Genomic DNA, 18,043 nt, shown 5'->3' with positions numbered 1-18,043 from the left:
CCGGCCGATCCGGGCGCAGGTGCCGAGATGCGTACCCGGATCGGGCGGGTTCATGCCGACCGGTGGCGTCTGCCCGGCTCAGGCCGGAAGCTGCCCCAGGTAGACGGTGTTGGTCGACTCGCCGCCGGTCAGCGGGTTGGCGAACCGCACCACCCGGCTGTGCCAGGTGGGGAACACGGCGGCGAGGACGGCTTCGAAGTCCGGATCCGGTGGGTCGTCCGACCAGAGGGCGAACACCCCGCCCGGGAGCAGCAGCCGGGCCAGCCGGCGCAGTCCGTCGGGCTGGTAGAAGGCGGCGTGGCTCGGGTGCAGCGGGTGCCGGGGCGAGTGGTCGACGTCGAGCAGCACCGCGTGGAAGCGACGTCCGGGGTCGTCGGGGTCGAGACCGTCGGGACCGGCCACCCGGGCGAAGAAGTCCGCCCGCACCATCCGGGTACGCGGGTCGGTGGCCAGCCCGGCGGCGAAGGGCAGCAGGCCACGCCGGTGCCAGTCGATCACGTCCTCGATCGCCTCCACCACGAGCAGGGAGGCGACCCGGTCGTCTGACAGGGCGGTACGGGCGGTGTAGCCGAGGCCCAGGCCACCGACGACGACGTCGAGGCGGTCACCGGTCAGCGCCGCCAACGCCGATCGGGCCAACTCGACCTCGCCGACGGTGAACAGACTCGACATCAGGAACTCGTCGTCGAGCTTGACCTCGTACACGTCCAGGTCGAGCCGTGGCTCGCGACGCCGACGCAGGCTGATCTCGCCGATGGGTGTCGGCCGCCAGGCCAGTTCCTCGAAGCGCAGGCTCACCGCCGGGATGCTACCCGGCGGCCACCGATCGGCCCTGATGTGACGCACGGTCCTCGGAACATCGACGCAGCGCATATCCTGTGCCCCGATCGTCTCGCCGGAGGGGACACGATGGCGTCGCGGCAGGACCAGCTGCACTCGTACCAGTTCACCGTCCAACGGACGGTGGCCGCCCTGGTGACGCGGGATCCCGATCCGGCGCGGTCGCCGTTGCGTCGGCTCGCCGGAGCCGGGTTGGCCGGTCTGCTGGTGGCGTCCATCGGGCTCGGTGGCACCGCCCTGTACGGCCTGGTCACCGGCGACGGCGCGACCTGGCGCGACCCGGGTGCGGTGATCGTGGAGCGGGAGTCCGGCGCCCGGTTCGTCTACCGGGAGGACAAGCTCCATCCGGTGCTCAACTACGCCTCGGCGCTGCTCATCATCGGCGTCCAGCGGCCGAAGACCGTCCTGGTGTCCCGCCGGTCGATCGACGGGGTGCCCCGGGGCCTGCCGCTGGGCATCCGCGACGCCCCCGACTCGCTGCCCGCGGCGGCCGGGCTCACCACCGCACCGTGGACGGTCTGCTCGGTCTCCCCGACCGAGCACGCCTCGGCGACCCGGTCGGTGCTGCTGGTGGGCACCAGCGACTCCGGCGGTCGGCCGCTGGGCCGCGATGCCCTGCTGCTGCGTGACCCCGGCGGGCGGCTGCACCTGCTCTGGCAGCAGCGACGCCACCTGATCCGGGACGCCGACCGGGTGCTGGCGGCGCTCGCGATCACCCGCTCCCGGTCCGTGCCGGTCGCCGCCGCGCTGCTCAACGCCGTGCCGGCGGGCACCGACCTGGCCCCGCTGGACCCGCCCGGCGTGGGCCGCCGGTCCGCCCGCGTCGCCGGTGCACGGGTCGGTGACGTGCTGGTGGTGAGCAACCCCGGTGGCGGACGGCAGTACGCGGTGGTACTGCGCGACGGCCTCGCCGCCATCACCGAGCTACAGGCCGGTCTGCTGCTGGCCCGTACCGGTCAGCGGGAGCCGGAGCGGATCAGTCTCGGACGGTTCGCCGCCCTGCCGCAGCTGCCCGACCTCGTCCCCGCCGGGCCCGACGCGCCGCCGGGCACGCTGCCCCGGCTGGCCACGTCTGACTCGTCGACGATCTGCGCGCGGGTCGGCGACGACACCGGCCGGGTGGACCTGCGGCTGGGCGGGGAGCTGCCGCCGCTGCCTCCGGTGTCGGAACGACCGACCGATGCGACCAGCGCCGACCACGTGGTCGTGGAGCCGGGACGGGGTGCGATCGTCGAATCGGTCGCCACGCCGGGCGCCGGTGGCGGCGCGATCTCCGTGGTGACGGACCTGGGCCGCCGGTACGCGCTCGCCGGTCCCGAGGTGACCGGGATGCTCGGCTACGGCGACGTGCCGCCCGTCCGGCTGCCGGCGGGGGTGGTCAGCCTCGTACCCGCCGGTGCGCCGCTCGACCCGACCGTGGCTCGCCGACGTGCCGCGCCCGCCTGACGTGCGCGGACCTGCCGTCCGGCAGTGGTAGGAAATTTCTGGCGCGCGTTGTCGATTCCGGCGACTCCCGCTCGTCGCACTGATGACAGCACGTCAGACAAGACCGAGGAGCAACCCATGCGTACCCTGATCGCCACCGCGTTCGTCTCGCTCGACGGCGTCGTCGAGGCACCCGGCGGAGAACCGGGCTACCGCAACTCGGGCTGGACCTTCAACGACATCGTGTTCGACGAGGCCGCCTACGAGCTGAAGGGCCGTGAACAGGACGAGGCCACGGCGATGATGTTGGGCCGGGTCAGCTACGAAGCGTTCGCGCCGGTGTGGCCGACGATGACCGACGAGTTCCCCGGCTACAACGCGATGCCGAAGTACGTCGTGTCGACCACTCTGGACGAGCGGGACCTGGTGTCCAACTGGGGGGAGACGGTCATCCTCCGGTCGCTGGACGACGTCGCCGCGCTGAAGCAGACCGAGGGCGGGCCGATCATCATCCACGGCAGCGCCACGCTGAACCGCAACCTGTCCGACGCCGATCTGATCGACCGCTACCACCTGCTGGTCTTCCCGGTTCTGCTCGGCGCGGGCAAGCGGCTGTTCAGCGACACCGACCGGGACAAGCAGAACCTCAAGCTCGTCGAGAGTGAGTCGTACGCCAACGGCATCCAGAAGCTGATCTACGACGTGGTCCGCTGACCGCCTGCGGGCCGACCGTTGTGCGCTCCGGGTGCATCCGCTGCTGTTCCCAGCACCGAGGTGCACCCGGAGCGGCACGGGGATTGGCGTGCTGCGCGATCGCAGCTACCCGGACAGCTCCGCGACGCCACGCGCAACGCCTTCCTCGGCGGCGGCGATCCGGCGCCTGAGTTCGGCGGCGAAGGTTTCGGCGCTGTGCTTCTTGCCTGGGTCGCTTGTGGTGTCCACTGGGTCTCCAACTGCCGTCAGCCGTGCCAGGAGTGCCAGAGGGCGGCGTAGGCGCCACCGGCGCGTACGAGTTCGTCGTGGCTGCCGAGTTCGGTGATCCGGCCGTCCTCCAGCACCGCCACCCGGTCGGCGTCGTGCGCGGTGTTCAGCCGGTGTGCGATGGCGATGACGGTACGCCCGGTGACCACGGCGGCGAGTGCCCGTTCGGTACGCCGGGCGGTCGTCGGATCGAGGGCGGCGGTCGCCTCGTCGAGGATCAGGATGTGCGGGTCGGCCAGCACCAGCCGGGCCAGCGCGAGCTGCTGGGCGTCGGCGGGACCGAGTTCGCGGGCACCGTCGCCGAGTTGCGTGTCGAGTCCGTCGGGCAGGTTGGTGGCCCAGTCGGCGCTCACGGCCTCCAGCGCCGCGCGCATCTGCTCGTCGGAGGCGTCGGGCGCGGCGAAGGCGAGGTTGTCGCGCAGCGTACCGATGAAGACGTGGTGTTCCTGGGTGACCAGGGCGATCCGGCGACGGCGCTCGGCCGGGTCGAGGTCCGTCACCGGTTGACCGTCGAGGCTGACCACGCCCTCGCGTGGCGCGTCGATGCCGGCCAGCAGCCTGGCCAGGGTGGACTTCCCCGCCCCGGACGGGCCGACGATGGCGAGGCGTTCGCCGGGGCGCACCGAAAGGTCGATCCCGTGCAGCACGTCGTGGCCGTCGGCGTACGAGAAGCGGGCCGCGCGCACGACGAGGCTGCCGGATCGCGCGGGCGCCGGGTCGCGCGGTCGTGGCGTCGCGGTGGCGACCGGGACGGCGGCGGGTGCCGACTGCTGGCCGACACCGAGTACGCGGGCGAACGAGGCGAGGCCACGTTGGGCCTGCTCCATCCATTGCAGCAGCCGGTCCAGTGGATCGATCGCCTGCTGGAGGTAGAGCGCGGCGGCGACCACCTCGCCGAGGGTCACCATGTCCCGGTCGAGCAGCACGCCGCCGAACAGCAGGACCGCGGCGATGGGCAGCGCGTAGCTCGCCTCCACGACCGGGAAGAAGACCGAGCGCAGTGCCAGGGTCGCCCGGCGGGTGTCCCACACCCGGCGGATGCGCTTCCTGCCGTGCGCGACCCGGTCGGCACCGAGGCGCAGCGCCTCGATGGTGCGGGCACCCTCCGCGGTCGTGGTCAACGACTCGGTCAGTTCGGCTGTCGCGGCTCCCTCGGCGAGGTACGCCGGCCGGGCTCGGCGTAGATACCAGCGGGTGACCGCGACGATCGACGGCAGGCCGGTCAGGGCGACCAGGCCGAGCAGCGGGTGCAGGAGGAAGATCGCACCGAACAGCAACGTCAGTTGGGTCGAGGCGATGACCATGACCGGCACGACGTCCCGGACGGTGCTCCCGACGGTCGCCACGTCCACCGAACTGCGGGTGGCGAGTTCACCGGTGCCGGCCCGCTCGACGACGGAGACGGGCAGGTCGAGCGTGCGCGTGACGAAACCCTCGCGCAACCGGGCGACGGCACGCTCGCCGAACCGGTGTCCGGTGTACTGGGCGTATCGGGTGAGCAGACCGTGCGCCAGCACGGATCCGACGATCGCGAGCGCCAGGCGATCCAGAGAGGCGGTACCGGCACCGGCCGCGACCGCGTCGACGATCCTGCCCAGCAGCCACGGCGTGGCGAGCCCGGCGACCGCGGCGGCAGCGTGCAGCACCAGCACGACGGCGACCGCGCGACGATCCACGGCGAGCAGACCCAGTGCGGCGCGGCGGACGGTCGACCGGTCGGCGACCGGCAGCCCGCTCACCGCAGCGACCCGTCGACGTCGACGGCCACGCCGTCCCGGGTGACCAGGGCCCGGTAGCCCGGGTCACGGTGCAGCAGCTCGCCGTGGCTGCCGACCGAGACGATCCGGCCCTCGCACAGGTGCGCGACCTGGTCGGCGTGACCGAGCAGCAGTGGTGAGCTGGTCAGCACCACAGTGGTCCGGCCCGCCCGCGCCGCGCGGAGTCGCTGCGCGATGCGTGCCTCGGTGTGTGCGTCCACGGCCGACGTCGGGTCGATGAGGATCAGCACCTCCGGTTCGGCGAGCAGGGCACGGGCCAGGCGTACGCGTTGCCGTTGACCGCCGGAGAGGGTCCGGGCCCGGGTGCTGACCGGCATCGCGAGCCCGTCCGGGTGGGCATCGACGACGTCCTCCGCCGAGGCTGCACGCAGAGCCGCGCCCAGGTCGGCGTCGCTGCCACCGGCCCCCACCTGAAGGATCTCGCGCAGCGTCCCGGCGAAGATGTAGGAGTCGTGGTCGGCGACGAGGATCCGGGCCCGCACCTCGTCGAGCGCGACCCCGGTCAGCGGTACGCCACCCCAGGTCACGTCGCTGGGCACGAACCGCCCGAGGCGGTCGGCCAGTGCGACGGCCGCGCCCGGATCGTCGGCGGCGACGGCCAGCAGCCGCCCGGCGGGCACGGTCAGGCCGGTGTCGGGGTCGTGCAGGTCGGCGGGGTGCTCCGGTGCGGGTCGAGTCGGCGTCGCGTCGCCCGGCGACGTCGGGCCGACCTCGTCCGGGGTCAGGTTGAGCAGCGCGACGATGCGGCGGGCGGAGACCCGACCCCGGATCAGCTGATGGCCACCTTCGAGCAGGAACCACACCGGCACGATGAGCACCGCCACGTACCCGTACACCGCCACCATCTGCCCGATGCTGATGTCACCGGCGGCGGCCATGCGCGCGGCCAGCCACACCACGGCGGCCAGGAACAGCCCCGGGACGGCGATCGTCAGCGCCTCGATCCAGCTGTTCACGGCACCGACCCGGTAGCCCTCGGCCAACAGCCGCCGGGAGCGGTCCGCGTACCGGCGGGCGAACAGTCCCCGGCCACCGACCCCGGCCAGCACCCGCAACCCGGCGACGATGTCGGCGGCGCGGGTGGTGAGGACGCCCTGCTGGTGACGGTAGACCGACTCGACCCGTTCGAGACGGCGTAGCAGCGGCGCCACGATCAGCACCACCGCCGGCACACCGAGCAGCACGAACACCGCCAGGAGCGGAGCGACCGACCAGAGGACCACGGCGACGAACGCGTACGCGAGCACGGCCCCGACCCCCGGGCCGGTCATCGTCAGCACCGCCGAGGTGTGGGTGATGTCGGCGCCGCCGACGGTGGCGACCTCCCCGGCGGCGAGTCGGCGGGGCAGCACGGCACCGATGCCGGACAGGTGACGCAGCAGGACGGCGGCGGTGCGGGCCGACGCGTCCTCCCGGACGAACGTCATCGTCCGGTGCCGCATGATGCCCAGATAGGCCAGGCCCATCCCGGCGACGACGATGGCGGCCACCCACCACAGCAGCGTCCGGTAGTCGCCGGTGCGCAGCCCGTCGTCGATGGCCCGTGCGATGAGGTACGGCCGGAGCGACAACCCCACCATCCAGGCCGTGCCGATGAGTCCGCCACGCAACACCCGCAGGGGTTGGCAGCGGACCAGCCACCAGATGTACCTCAGTGGCCCCCTCGTATCCGGTGTGCCCGGTTCGGGATGCGGGAGGTGTGGGGGCATCGGTACAGATTACGACCTGGCGCGATCCTTTTTCGACGGCGGCGATAGGCGTCGGGTGGCGGCCGTGCCGTCAGCGCCGAGGTGGGCGGCGTCGGTCAGGCGGGACGACGCAGGATGGTGACGACGAAGTCCGCGTCGTCGTGCCACGGGCGCAGGTCCCAGGTGGCGAAGCGGTGCTCCAGGCGCAACCCGGCACCGACGGCGTCGGCGTCGAAGTCGGTGACCGGATAACCCCGGTCGGTGCCGAATCCGACCGCGAGCACACCGTCCGGGCGGAGGTGGGCGGCCACCCGGCGGAGCACCTGACCTTCGGTGCCGGCGGCCACGAAGGCCATCACGTTGCCGGCCAGCACCGCCGCGTCGAACGGCTCCTCCTCGCCGGCCGCCGGCAGGTCCAGTTCGGCCAGGTCGGCGACGAGCCAGCGGGGCGCGGGATGGTCGGCGCGGGCCGCGTCGATCAGGACCGGGTCGGCGTCCACCCCGACCACCGTGTGCCCCCGCTTGGCCAGCTCGGCACCGACCCGGCCGGTGCCGCAGCCCGCGTCGAGGATCCGGGAGGTCGGCGGCACCAGCGCGTCGAGCAGGCGGGCCTCACCAGCCAGGTCGGCTCCTTCGGCGGCCAACTGGCGGAAGCGGTTGACGTACCACTGTGAGTGCCCGGGACCGGTGTCGGTGACCCAGCGTGTGTTCCTCATGCCGCGCCTCCGCTTCGTCGCGGGGCGGTCTGGGGCACCGTCGGGCCGCGCTGCTGACCCGCTCGCTGTCGCTCGCTCATGAGGGCCACGGTATCCGGGCTGCTCAGGGGAGTCGGGCGACGGTCACGAACTCGTTGTAGGTGAACACCTTGCCGGCGAGGCGGTGGAAGGGGAAGGAGTACTGGCGCAACACGGTCAGGCCCAGCTCCCGGCAGGTCTCCGCCGCCTCGGCGAAACCGACGAAGCGTACGTGCGTGGGGTCGCTGTGGTAGCCGCGCTCCTGCGGGGTGATGAACACCGCCCGGCCGCCGGGGCGGACGAACGGCAGGTACGACGAGACCACCTCGCGCGCCTGCTCCGCCGGCATGTGTTCCAGCAGGTGCGCGGCGAGCATCGAGTCGAAGGCGTTCGGCCGCGCGTGCTCGGAGCGGAAGAACTCCTCGACGGTGTACGCCTCCAGACCGAGTTCCCGGGAGTGGGCCACCGAGGTGGGGTTGTGGTCCACTCCGACCGCGCCCGTGCCGAGGTTGACCAGGTTCCGGCCGAGCCCCGAGCCGACGTCGAGGGTCCGGCCCAACCGCAGCCGCCGCAGGTTCCACCGGTAGGGCGCCTGTACGTCCAGCACCTGCTTCCAACGCGCCCCGCTGAGGCGTCGCAGTCGCTGGGTGTAGTCGACGCTCTCCGTGTCCGTCGGGTCCTGCCGTGCGTGTGCCATCAGATCTCCCCAGTCCCGTACCCACGTGTGCTGGTCCACGCCCGTGGCACCGTGACCCGCGCCGCGATCGTCCCAGCCTAGCCTCGCCCGGTGTCGCTACCCCGTGGCGACACCGGGCGAACCGATCCGCTCGGGTCACCGGTTCCGACCCGCCACGTTCATGTCGCGTTCACCTGGGTCGGGGAGTCCGGCCACCTGTGCCTCCTAGCTTGACTCGCGTACGGCCCGGCCGGGCTGATGCATCCCGATAGAGAGGCTTACCTGGTGAACCGCAACGTGCTTTCGCGGCGCGTCCTTGCCGGCGTCGCGCTTGTCGCGCTCGCGCTTACCGGCTGCGGCAGCAACGACAACAGCTCCCAGCCGGGCGGTGACGGCAATAGTTCCCAGCCGGGCAGCGGCGGCGGCAGCGCCTACGCGGACCTGTCCGGCGAGTTGACGGCGTCGGGCGCCAGCTTCCCGGACGCCTACTACCAAGAGGTCGTCGAGGCGTTCAAGAGCGCGGCGCCCGACGTGACGGTCACCTACAACGCGACCGGCTCCGGCACCGGCAAGAAGCAGTTCGGTGCGGGTCTGGTCGACTTCGCCGGCACCGACTCGCTGGTGAAGGAGACCGACGGCGTGGCCGCCGGTTCGTTCCGCTACGTCCCGACGGTGGCGGCCCCGATCACGGTCTCCTACCACCTCGAGGGTGTCGACAAGCTTCAGCTCAGCCCGGAGACCCTCGCCAAGATCTTCCAGACCGACATCACGACCTGGGACGACGCGGCCATCAAGGCCGACAACCCGGGTGTCGAGCTGCCCGACACTCCGATCACGGTGGCGCACCGTTCGGACGGTTCCGGCACCACCAGCAACTTCACCAAGTATCTCGAAGCCGCCGCCGCGGGCACCTGGAAGTTGGGCAGCGGTGACACGGTGGCCTGGCCGGCCAACACCCAGGGCGGCGAGAAGAACACCGGTGTCGCCCAGATCGTCAAGCAGACCAACGGTGCCGTCGGGTACGTCGACCTCAGCGACGCCAAGGCCACCGGCCTGACGTTCGCCGCCATCAAGAACAAGGACGGCCAGTTCGTCGAGCCGTCGCTGGAGGGCACCACCGCCGGTCTGGAGGGTGCCGAGGTCGCCGACGACCTGAGCTACAACCCGCTCAACGCCGCCGGGGCCACCGCCTACCCGATCACCGCGCCGACCTTCGTCATCGTCAGGACCGCCTACGACGACGCGAACAAGGCCGCGCTGGTCAGGGGCTTCCTCAACTATCTGCTCACCGAGGGCCAGGAGTTGGCCGAGGACGCGGACTTCGCGCCGCTGCCGGCCTCTCTCCGGGACAAGGCGCTCGCCCAGATCGAGAAGATCCAGGGCTGAGCGAACCAGGAGCGCCGGGGCGTCCGGCCGGGGACGGGATCTCGTCGATCCCGTCCCCGGCGGAGTACCCGGGGCAGGAGTGAAGATGACCTTGACGAATCCGTCCCCCGCCGCCGAGGTGGCCGTGCGTCGACGCGGTCACGGTGCCCTCGGCGACCGGGTCTTCTCCTGGTGGACGCTCGGCACCGGGCTGCTGGTGCTGGCGATCCTCGGGCTGATCCTGGTCACCACCGTCCGGGAGGCGTGGCCCGCGTTCGACGCGATGGGCCCGCGCTTCGTCACCGAACGGGTCTGGGACCCGAACCCGGCGACCGGCGACGCGATCTTCGGCGCGTTGTCGTTCGCGTACGGCACCGCCGTCTCGTCGCTGATCGCGTTGCTGTTCGCGGTGCCGGTCTCGGTCGGCATCGCGCTGTTCCTCACCGAACTGGCCCCACGCCGGTTGCGTGGCCCGGCAGTGACCGTGATCGACCTGCTGGCCGCCGTGCCGTCGGTGGTCTTCGGCCTCTGGGGCATCCTGGTCGTGGCGCCCGCGCTGGTTCCGGTCTACCAGTGGACGCACGACGTCTTCGGTGGCGTGCCACTGCTCGGTCGCCTTGTCGGCCCGGTGGGCAGCGGTCGCACCTTCATGACCGCCGGGCTGATCCTGGCGATCATGATCACGCCGATCATCACCTCGATCACCCGCGAGGTGTTCGGCACGGTGCCGCGTGCCGACAAGGACGCCGCCCTCGCCCTGGGTGCCACCCGGTGGGAGATGATCCGGGGCGCGGTCCTCCCGCACAGCTTCGGTGGGATCGTCGGCGCGGTGATGCTCGGCCTGGGCCGGGCGATGGGGGAGACGATCGCGGTGGCCCTGGTCATCGGCGGTGCCACCAACATCACCGCCAACCTGTTCGCCCCCGGTAACTCGATGGCCGCCGTCATCGTGCAGCAGTTCGGCGAATCCACCGGCACCTTCACCGCCGCGCTGATCGGGCTGGGCGTGGTGCTGTTCGCGATGACGGTGTTGATCAACGTGTTCGCCCGGGTGGTCGTCCGTCGGGCCGAGGCCCGGATGAAGGGAGGCGTCGCGTGACTCTCACCGCACCACCGACCTTCCGCCCGGCCGGGGGTGGACCCGACCTGACCCGGGCGGCGCTGTCCGGCCGTCGACGGTTGACCAACCATCTCGCCACGGCCGCCATCTGGGCCGCCGTGCTACTCGCCGTCGTCCCGCTGGCGCTGGTGACCTACACCGTCATCACCAGAGGCGGTGGGGTGATGAGCCTGTCGTTCCTCACCGAGGACATCCCGAATTCCTACCGCCGCGACGGCGGGGGCATGGCCCCGGCGATCGTCGGCACGCTGCTCATCACCGGGACGGCCGCGTTGATGGCGATCCCGCTCGGCGTCTTCGGCGCGATCTACCTCAACGAGTACGGCAAGCAGCGACCACTGGCCCGGCTCATCCGGTTGATGGCCGACGTCATGACCGGAGTGCCGTCGATCGTGATGGGTCTGTTCGTCTACCTCTCCTGGGTGCTGCTCGTCGGTGCGCAGACCGGCTTCGCCGGTGCGCTGGCGCTGGCCTGCCTGATGCTGCCGGTGGTGATCCGCAGCAGCGAGGAGATGCTCCGGCTGGTCCCGGAGGAGCTGCGGCAGGCCAGCATGGCGCTCGGTGCCCGCAAGTGGCAGACCACGCTCACCGTGGTGCTGCCGGCGGCGATCTCCGGGATCACCAGTGGCTCGCTGCTGGCCGTCGCCCGCGCGGCCGGTGAGACCGCCCCGATCATCATCGTCACCGGGATCGTCTTCTCCCCGAACTGGAACCTCTTCGACGGGTCCAACACGGCGTTGCCGGCGCAGATCTTCCGCAACGCCAGCCAGCCCTTCGACGCCGCCCAGGACCGGGCGTGGGGGGCGGCGCTGACGCTCATCGTGATCGTCCTCGGCTGCACGGTCCTCGCTCGCCTCATCTCCCGCCGATTCGCCACCAAGGAGCGTTGACATGGTCAGTGACACCCACCTCATCACCCGTCCGTCCGTGACGGTGCACGCTCCCGCCGCCGTCACCACCTCCGGCGCGGCGTTCGCCGACACCTCGGTGATGCGACTGCGCGACGTCAGCGTCCACTACGGCAACTACGAGGCGGTGCGTCGCACCAGCATGCCGATCCAGCGGAACCAGGTCACCGCGATGATCGGGCCGTCCGGCTGCGGCAAGTCCACGGTGCTGCGCACGCTCAACCGGATGAACGACTCGATCCCGGGCGCCCGGGTCAGCGGCGACGTCCTCTTCCACGGTCAGGACCTGTACGCCCGGCACGTCGACCCGACCCAGGTCCGTCGACGGATCGGCATGGTGTTCCAGAAGCCCAACCCGTTCCCGAAGTCCATCTACGACAACGTCGCGTACGGGCTGCGGATCAACGGCGTCAAGGGCCGTCTCGACGAGCACGTCGAGGCGGCGCTGACGCAGGCCGCGCTCTGGGACGAGGTCAAGGACAAGCTGCGTACGAGCGCACTGGCGCTCTCCGGCGGCCAGCAGCAGCGGCTGTGCATCGCCCGGACGATCGCCGTCAAGCCCGAGGTGATCCTGATGGACGAGCCCTGTTCGGCCCTCGACCCGATCGCCACGGCGAAGATCGAGGAGTTGATCTTCGAGCTGACGCACGACTACACCATCGTGATCGTCACGCACAACATGCAACAGGCGGCCCGGGTCAGCCACCACACCGCGTTCTTCACCGCCGAGGTGGACGAGCGGCAGGAGCGGCACGGTCGGCTGGTCGAGTTCAGCCCGACCGACCAGCTGTTCACCAACCCGGCCGACAAGCGTACGGAGGACTACATCACCGGGCGCTTCGGCTGAGATCACGAACGAACATTGACAGGGCTCCTTACTGTACGCGTACGATATCCTTCGTTCGGCAACCCCCGGCGGCCGGGCAACTGCCGGCCGGGCCGGTGGCCGACGGGTCTTTCGGGTCCGCGCACGTGGTGGTTAACGGGGGCGCGACGGGTGCGGGCGAGTCGCACACGACGGCCGAGAGACTCCGGGCGGCGCTCGTCCCACCGGCCCCGCACCTGGTCGGTGCCTGACGGGCCCGCCCGGGACCGTACGGTCGTCCGCGCGTTTGTCCGCCGCCGAGACGGGTAGCCACCGCCGTGCGGTTTCCGCTGTTCGTCGCCGCGGTGTCCCGCCGTTCAGGGCTGGCGCCCGAACCAGCGGCCGTCGTCGCGCGCGCGGTGCTCCAGACCGTCGTGGAACGGATGACCGGTAGCGCGCCGACCGATCCGACCGGCTACCTGCCGACCGAGCTGACCGACGCGATCTCGCCGGGCGGACCGGGTGATTTCCTGCGCCGGGTCGCCGACCGGGCCGGCGTCGACGAGAGTACGGCGGCGGCCGGTGCCGCCGCGGTGTTCGCCACCCTCCGCGAGACGGTGACCGTCGGCGAGTTCCAGGAGATGGTGGCGCGGCTACCGAGCGCCGGCGGTGGCACCGAGCCGTTCGCCGGGTGACATCTGACCGGCACGCGGTGCGGCCGACCACTCCCTGCCGGCGAGGGGACCGGCGGCAGCGGATAGGCTGCCGCCGTGGCAGGTCTGTTGAGGAGTATGGCGTCCCGCGTCGGCGCGGTGATCCCGAAACCGCGGTCGGCGGGGCCCTCCCCGGCCAAGCTCGCGCGACCGCGCCAGGTCAGCGCGTTGCAGCGCCGCGAGCTGTCGTACGCCCCGGAGCTCGACGGCCATGCCGACCCGGGGGAGATCGTCTGGACCTGGGTGCCCTACGAGGACGACCCCCGGCAGGGCAAGGACCGGCCGGTGCTGGTGGTGGGTCGACACAGCCGGACGCTGTTCGGGCTGATGCTCTCCAGCCAGGACCGCCAGGGTGAGCGGCACTGGCTGGCCCTCGGGCCGGGTGAGTGGGACCGCGAGCGGCGGCCGAGCTGGGTACGCCTGGACCGGGTGCTGACCATGCGGGAGGACGGCATCCGGCGGGAGGGCGCGGTGCTGGACCGGGCCCGGTTCGACCGGGTGGGTCAGGCGCTGCGCGCCGGGTACGGCTGGCGCTGACCGCCCGCCCCGGAGCCTGCTGGCGCATTCGACCGCGCGACGGCGGAACGACGCGCGACAGTGGGACGGCGTTCGGGGTGGCGTCAGCACTCGGCGAGGTGCGCGGCGTCGCGTAGCGCCCGGCCGGGTCGGCCGCTGCCGAGCGCCTTGGCCTCGTACATCGCCGCGTCGGCGCGGTCGAGCGCCTCGGTGAGCTGGCAGTCCTGCACAGGGGCGAGGCCGACCGAGGCGGTCACCCGCAGCGTGATGGTGCCCATCGGAATGGGCGCGGCGAGCATGTCGTACAACCGGCGGGTGGCATGGTCGATCCACCGCCGGTCCAGTGTCGGGCTGGCCAGCAGCCCGGCGAACTCGTCGCCGCCGAGGCGGGCCACCAGGTTGTCACCGGCGAAGGTGGCCAGTCGCTCGGCGACGCTGACCAGCACCTGATCGCCGGCGGCGTGCCCGTACCGATCGTTGATCTGCTTGAAGTCGTCGACGTCGAGCACCACGGCGATCAGGTGGCAGCCGGACCGGTTGGTGAGCAGCGTCGCGGCGAGGCGGTAGAAGGCCCGCCGGTTGGGCAGACCGGTGAGTGGGTCGTGGCTGGCGGCGTGCCGCTCGGCGGTGAGTTCCGCCTGTAGCCGCCCGATCTCGGCTTCGGCCCGGATGGCCCGCCGCCCCAACTGCCAGGAAGAGAGCAGGGCTCCGGCGGCGCAGATGCCGGACGCGACGGTCAGCGGATCCGGCACCACCATCTCCCTTCTCCGCGACACTCGCCCGGCGTCGAGCGGCGGACGTTGCCAGGCACCCCGTTTCCCCTGATGGCTGTCATGCGTGCGGGACAAAAGTGAGCAGGTAGTCGTCCCGCACGTGCGTTATCATCCCCGGTGTCCATTGCAGATGCAATAGCAGATGCACGTGCATAACGAGCCGACACCGTCCCTCAAGCCGCTACCGCTCCTCCCACGGCACCGGCGCCCATCGGAGAGAACAGAAAAGCCTCATGCAGCAGCCGCCCAACGGTGTTCCCGTTAACCACTTGCCTCCCCTCGCCTGGCAGAAGAGTCGGCGCAGCAATCCCAGCGGTAACTGCGTCGAGCTGGCCGAACTGCCCGGGGGAGCGGGCATCGCCATGCGTAACTCCCGGCACCCTGACGGACCCGCGCTGATCTACACGGTGGACGAGATCGCCGCGTTCGTGCTCGGGGCCCGAGATGGTGATTTCGATCACCTGATCGGCTGACCCGGCATCCCATCCACGGGATTCGCCCTGCACGGGATGGGTGGTTCACCTCACTGATGGTTCATGGCATGCTTACACGTCGGTCGAGCCAGTCCACCGGCTCCGACTCTTGACTGCCTTGCGGAGGACGGTAGGTGACCATGGTTTCCGCCGAGGAGGGCCCGGCGGCCGGCCCGACCGTGCTGCGGATGCTGCTCGGTGCCCAGTTGCGGCGGCTACGCGAGTCGCGGGGGGTGACCCGGGAGAGCGCCGGCTGGGAGATCCGGTCATCGGAATCGAAGATCAGCCGGATGGAGCTGGGGCGCGTCGGGTTCAAGGAGCGCGACGTCGCCGATCTGCTCACGCTCTACGGCGTCACCGCCGAGCAGGAGCGCTCGGCGCTGCTCAAACTGGCCCGGGACGCGAACAACCCCGGCTGGTGGCACCGCTACGGCGACGTGCTGCCGTCGTGGTTCCAGTCCTATCTCGGCCTGGAGGCCGCAGCCGCTCTCATCCGTAGCTACGAGGTCCAGTTCGTCCCCGGCCTGTTGCAGACCCGGGAGTACGCCCGAGCCGTGGTCCTGCTCGGTCACAGCACCGCCGGGCCCGAGGAGATCGACCGTCGGGTGGACCTGCGGATGCGTCGGCAGGAACTGTTGACCAGGCCGCGCCCACCCCGACTGTGGGCGGTCGTCGACGAGGCGGCGCTGCGCCGCCCGATCGGTGGCCCCGAGGTGATGCGCGGGCAGCTGGAGGCGCTGCTCAAGGCGACCCGGACGCCGAACGTCAGGTTGCAGGTGATCCCGTTCGCCGCCGGTGGGCACGCCGCCGCCGGGGGAGCGTTCACCATCCTGCGCTTCGGCGACCAGGACCTGCCCGACATCGTGTACATCGAACAGCTGACCAGTGCCATCTACCTGGACAAGCGCGAGGACCTCGACTTCTACGCGGTGGCCATGGAACGGCTCTGCGTCGAGGCGGAACCACCGGAGCGTACCCCGGAGATCCTCGAACAGATCCTCGCCGACCTGAACTGATCCCACACCGCGTGCCGGCCACGAGTGCGACCGTGCGCTGACCGGGAGATCGTCGCCCGGGGCGGCCACCGGTGCTGGCCGCCCCATGATCACCGGTCGTGGTCAGCGGTCGAGCTGAAGTCGGGCCCAGGCGGCGAGGGTCAGTGCGGCGAAACCTGCTGGCACGACGGCGACCAGGGCGAGTTGGACCGCGTTCACGGCGTGCGGCTGCAACGCCCACAGGGCTGGCGCGGCGATGGGCAGCCAGGCGCCGGCACCGCCGATGACAGCGACTTGCGCGACGACGAGCAGACCGATCGTGGTGGCGATGCCGGGCAGCAGGCCGCGTCCCAGGGTGGCTGCCCACGCGGCCGGGGTGGCGATGAGTGCGGACAGGACGGTCAACACGAACTGTCGCCCCAGGGAGTCGAGCACGTCGGTCGTCGGGTGCCCCAGACCGAGGACGGTTCCGGTGAGGGCGATGGCAGCGGTCAACCCGACGGCGACCAGCACGGCCCAGAGCAGATGCGACAGGAGCTTGGCCGACACGATGGTGCGGCGGGACACCGGCAGCGCGAACAAGCCGGTGATCGTCGCGTCGCTGAACTCGTGGCCGATCAGCCAACTCAGGGCGACCCCGAAGGCGAGCATCCCACCGGCCGCGGTGACCTGGGCTGCCACGCCGGTGAGCAGGTCCCAGCCGTCGGCGTCGGCGAGCGGACCGAGTTGGGCGATGACCTGTTCGTTGCCCGTCGTCGCGGACCAGGTGAGGGCGGCGGACAGGACGGTGATGCCGACGACGATCATGACGCTCGTCGTGCGGATGACCCGGGACGCTGTGAGCTTGCGCAGCTCGACGTGGAGCGCCGTGGGCAGCGCGGGTGTCATCGTGGATGGTCCTGTTCGTCGTCGTAGACCAGGGCGAAGAAGGCGCGTTCGAGATCGGTGGCGGCGGGGTCGAGGGTGCCGATCAGCCGCCCGCGGTTGACGACCGAGATGCGGTGGGCGATCCGGGCGACCTCGTCGAGGTGGTGACTGGAGACCAGGATGCCGGCACCGTCGTCGGCTCGGCCGGACAGCACGTTGCGCAGCAGGATCACTCCGGCGGGGTCGAGCGCGTTGGTCGGCTCGTCGAGCACGATCAGGTCGGGGCGGTGCTGTAGCGCCGCCGCGATGCCGAGGCGCTGCCGGTTGCCCTGGGACAGGCGGCGTGCGGTGACCTCGGCGTAACGGGTCAGGTCGAGCTCGATCAGTGCCTGTTCGACCAGCCTGGTGGCGTGCGCGGTCGGGATCCGGCGTAGTCGTGCGGCCAGCAGCAGGTTGGTCCGCACGGTGAGGTCGGGGTAGGCGAACGGATGCTCGACCAGGTGGCCGACCCTGGCCCAGTCGTCGGCGGCGAGGTGAGCGAGCTGGCGGCCGTTGATCCGGCAGTCGCCGGCGGTGGGACGGAGCATGCCGAGGACCATCCGCATCAGGGTCGTCTTGCCCGCGCCGTTGAGGCCGACGAGGGCGTGAATCTCGCCGGGGCGCACCGTGAGGTCGACGCCGAGCACGCCCGCGTCGGTCCCGAAGGCCCTGACCAGACCGTGGACCGCCAGCCGGTCAGTCATGCCGACCTGCCTCGATGGTGTCCAGGGCGGTGGTGACCGCGAGGGTGAGGTCGCCGCCCTGTTCGCTGGTGGCCCAGTCCAGCAGGGCGCAGGTCAGCGCGGCGAGGACGGCAGCGGCGGCGACCCTGGCCGGCAGCGACGCGGCGCCGTCGGCGATCAGTTGGTCGGCGATGGCCGTCTCGGTGGCCGCGTTGATCCGGGTCATGCCGCCCCGCAGGGCCGGGCTGTTCGCCGCGATCCGGATCCGGCGCCGGGCGGTCTGGTCATCCAAGTCGTCCAGCTGGGTGAGCGCCGCGCGCAGTCCCCGTACCGCCCGGATCAGCGGCGGCAACGTGGCCGGCTGGCGGGCGACCGCGTCGACGATCACCGGATCGTACGGGTCGTCGAGGACCACCATCTCCTTGCTCGGGAAGTAGCGGAAGAACGTCATCTCCGATACGCCCGCCCGCGCGGCGATCTGACCCACGGTGGTCTGCTCGAATCCGTTGTCCTCGAACAGGTCCAGGGCATGGGTGACCAGGCGGTCCCGCGTACGGGCCCGCCTGCCCCGGAGTTTCGGAAGCGTCACCCGGCAAATGTTGGTCACTAACATTCAAGCCGTTGGAAGGGGGGCCACCACCGCGCGCCGCACCGGGTCCGACCG

At 71.4% G+C, this 18,043-nt stretch carries 20 protein-coding genes; 10 read left to right on the top strand and 10 right to left on the bottom strand.

The annotated features are described in order from the left end of the window. Positions 1 to 78: 78 nt before the first annotated feature. Positions 79 to 798, bottom strand: coding sequence for a spermidine synthase (locus FF096_RS09490; protein WP_309222986.1), 720 nt, complete (start codon positions 796 to 798; stop codon positions 79 to 81). A 111-nt stretch (positions 799 to 909) separates the two neighbouring features. Between FF096_RS09490 and eccB the strand changes: the two genes are divergently transcribed. After that, entirely contained in the window at positions 910 to 2,286 is a 1,377-nt protein-coding gene (gene eccB / locus FF096_RS09485) for a type VII secretion protein EccB (protein WP_155216447.1), read from the top strand. A gap of 117 nt (positions 2,287 to 2,403) precedes the next feature. Continuing rightward, complete coding sequence (locus tag FF096_RS09480) at positions 2,404 to 2,979, top strand: dihydrofolate reductase family protein (RefSeq protein ID WP_155216445.1); 576 nt, start codon at positions 2,404 to 2,406, stop codon at positions 2,977 to 2,979. A gap of 105 nt (positions 2,980 to 3,084) precedes the next feature. On the opposite strand, the gene FF096_RS27030 is transcribed toward FF096_RS09480, so the two are convergent. From FF096_RS27030 to FF096_RS09460, 5 genes are all read right to left on the bottom strand, one after another. Next, positions 3,085 to 3,207, bottom strand: coding sequence for a hypothetical protein (locus FF096_RS27030; RefSeq protein ID WP_255456607.1), 123 nt, complete (start codon positions 3,205 to 3,207; stop codon positions 3,085 to 3,087). 17 nt (positions 3,208 to 3,224) lie between these two features. After that, positions 3,225 to 4,985 carry an ABC transporter ATP-binding protein gene (locus FF096_RS09475; RefSeq protein WP_309222985.1) on the bottom strand — a complete coding sequence of 587 codons (1,761 nt, stop codon included), beginning with the start codon at positions 4,983 to 4,985 and terminating at the stop codon, positions 3,225 to 3,227. Beyond that, the gene (locus FF096_RS09470) at positions 4,982 to 6,733 is read right to left on the bottom strand and encodes an ABC transporter ATP-binding protein (RefSeq protein WP_155216443.1); all 1,752 of its coding nucleotides are present in this window, start codon (positions 6,731 to 6,733) and stop codon (positions 4,982 to 4,984) included. The genes FF096_RS09475 and FF096_RS09470 overlap by 4 nt, the downstream gene beginning before the upstream one ends. 95 nt (positions 6,734 to 6,828) lie before the next feature. Next, positions 6,829 to 7,428 carry a bifunctional 2-polyprenyl-6-hydroxyphenol methylase/3-demethylubiquinol 3-O-methyltransferase UbiG gene (locus FF096_RS09465; RefSeq protein WP_155216441.1) on the bottom strand — a complete coding sequence of 200 codons (600 nt, stop codon included), beginning with the start codon at positions 7,426 to 7,428 and terminating at the stop codon, positions 6,829 to 6,831. Positions 7,429 to 7,531: 103 nt separating this feature from the next. Further along, entirely contained in the window at positions 7,532 to 8,143 is a 612-nt protein-coding gene (locus FF096_RS09460) for a bifunctional 2-polyprenyl-6-hydroxyphenol methylase/3-demethylubiquinol 3-O-methyltransferase UbiG (RefSeq protein ID WP_155216439.1), read from the bottom strand. 264 nt (positions 8,144 to 8,407) lie between these two features. On the opposite strand from FF096_RS09460, the gene pstS reads away from it, so the two are divergent. The 6 genes from pstS to FF096_RS09430 all read left to right on the top strand — a co-directional run bounded on the left by pstS (position 8,408) and on the right by FF096_RS09430 (position 13,570). Continuing rightward, complete coding sequence (pstS, locus tag FF096_RS09455; protein WP_309222984.1) at positions 8,408 to 9,508, top strand: phosphate ABC transporter substrate-binding protein PstS; 1,101 nt, start codon at positions 8,408 to 8,410, stop codon at positions 9,506 to 9,508. Between the two features lie 85 nt (positions 9,509 to 9,593). After that, on the top strand, positions 9,594 to 10,586 hold the full coding sequence (pstC, locus tag FF096_RS09450) for a phosphate ABC transporter permease subunit PstC (protein WP_155216435.1): 993 nt from the start codon (positions 9,594 to 9,596) through the stop codon (positions 10,584 to 10,586). Beyond that, the gene (gene pstA / locus FF096_RS09445) at positions 10,583 to 11,497 is read left to right on the top strand and encodes a phosphate ABC transporter permease PstA (RefSeq protein ID WP_309222983.1); all 915 of its coding nucleotides are present in this window, start codon (positions 10,583 to 10,585) and stop codon (positions 11,495 to 11,497) included. Before pstC ends, pstA begins: the two co-directional genes overlap by 4 nt. Position 11,498: 1 nt before the next feature. Continuing rightward, the gene (gene pstB, locus FF096_RS09440; protein WP_155216433.1) at positions 11,499 to 12,362 is read left to right on the top strand and encodes a phosphate ABC transporter ATP-binding protein PstB; all 864 of its coding nucleotides are present in this window, start codon (positions 11,499 to 11,501) and stop codon (positions 12,360 to 12,362) included. Positions 12,363 to 12,658: 296 nt separating this feature from the next. Then, the gene (locus tag FF096_RS09435) at positions 12,659 to 13,015 is read left to right on the top strand and encodes a DUF2267 domain-containing protein (protein WP_309222982.1); all 357 of its coding nucleotides are present in this window, start codon (positions 12,659 to 12,661) and stop codon (positions 13,013 to 13,015) included. A gap of 75 nt (positions 13,016 to 13,090) precedes the next feature. Then, complete coding sequence (locus tag FF096_RS09430; RefSeq protein ID WP_309222981.1) at positions 13,091 to 13,570, top strand: type II toxin-antitoxin system PemK/MazF family toxin; 480 nt, start codon at positions 13,091 to 13,093, stop codon at positions 13,568 to 13,570. 83 nt (positions 13,571 to 13,653) lie between these two features. Here the strand turns inward: FF096_RS09430 and FF096_RS09425 are convergent, their stop codons facing one another. Next, positions 13,654 to 14,301, bottom strand: a complete 648-nt coding sequence (locus FF096_RS09425) for a GGDEF domain-containing protein (protein ID WP_309222980.1) — start codon at positions 14,299 to 14,301, stop codon at positions 13,654 to 13,656. A 254-nt stretch (positions 14,302 to 14,555) separates the two neighbouring features. Between FF096_RS09425 and FF096_RS09420 the strand changes: the two genes are divergently transcribed. Together FF096_RS09420 and FF096_RS09415 are read left to right on the top strand one after the other, a co-directional pair. Further along, positions 14,556 to 14,795, top strand: coding sequence for a DUF397 domain-containing protein (locus FF096_RS09420; protein WP_155216430.1), 240 nt, complete (start codon positions 14,556 to 14,558; stop codon positions 14,793 to 14,795). 140 nt (positions 14,796 to 14,935) lie between these two features. Further along, the gene (locus FF096_RS09415; RefSeq protein ID WP_155216893.1) at positions 14,936 to 15,811 is read left to right on the top strand and encodes a helix-turn-helix transcriptional regulator; all 876 of its coding nucleotides are present in this window, start codon (positions 14,936 to 14,938) and stop codon (positions 15,809 to 15,811) included. A gap of 102 nt (positions 15,812 to 15,913) precedes the next feature. On the opposite strand, the gene FF096_RS09410 is transcribed toward FF096_RS09415, so the two are convergent. From FF096_RS09410 to FF096_RS09400, 3 genes are read right to left on the bottom strand one after another with little or no spacing between them, the layout of a single operon-like run. Next, the gene (locus tag FF096_RS09410) at positions 15,914 to 16,678 is read right to left on the bottom strand and encodes an ABC transporter permease (RefSeq protein WP_155216428.1); all 765 of its coding nucleotides are present in this window, start codon (positions 16,676 to 16,678) and stop codon (positions 15,914 to 15,916) included. Beyond that, the gene (locus FF096_RS09405; RefSeq protein WP_155216426.1) at positions 16,675 to 17,400 is read right to left on the bottom strand and encodes an ABC transporter ATP-binding protein; all 726 of its coding nucleotides are present in this window, start codon (positions 17,398 to 17,400) and stop codon (positions 16,675 to 16,677) included. The genes FF096_RS09410 and FF096_RS09405 overlap by 4 nt, the downstream gene beginning before the upstream one ends. Beyond that, positions 17,393 to 17,968 (bottom strand): TetR family transcriptional regulator, encoded by a 576-nt coding sequence (locus FF096_RS09400; protein ID WP_309222978.1) that lies wholly within the window; start codon positions 17,966 to 17,968, stop codon positions 17,393 to 17,395. Before FF096_RS09400 ends, FF096_RS09405 begins: the two co-directional genes overlap by 8 nt. Positions 17,969 to 18,043 lie beyond the last annotated feature (75 nt).

Origin of the sequence: Micromonospora sp. CP22, assembly GCF_009712475.1 — a bacterium.
Lineage (GTDB): Bacteria > Actinomycetota > Actinomycetes > Mycobacteriales > Micromonosporaceae > Micromonospora.
This window is presented reverse-complemented; position numbering and strand designations above follow the sequence as displayed.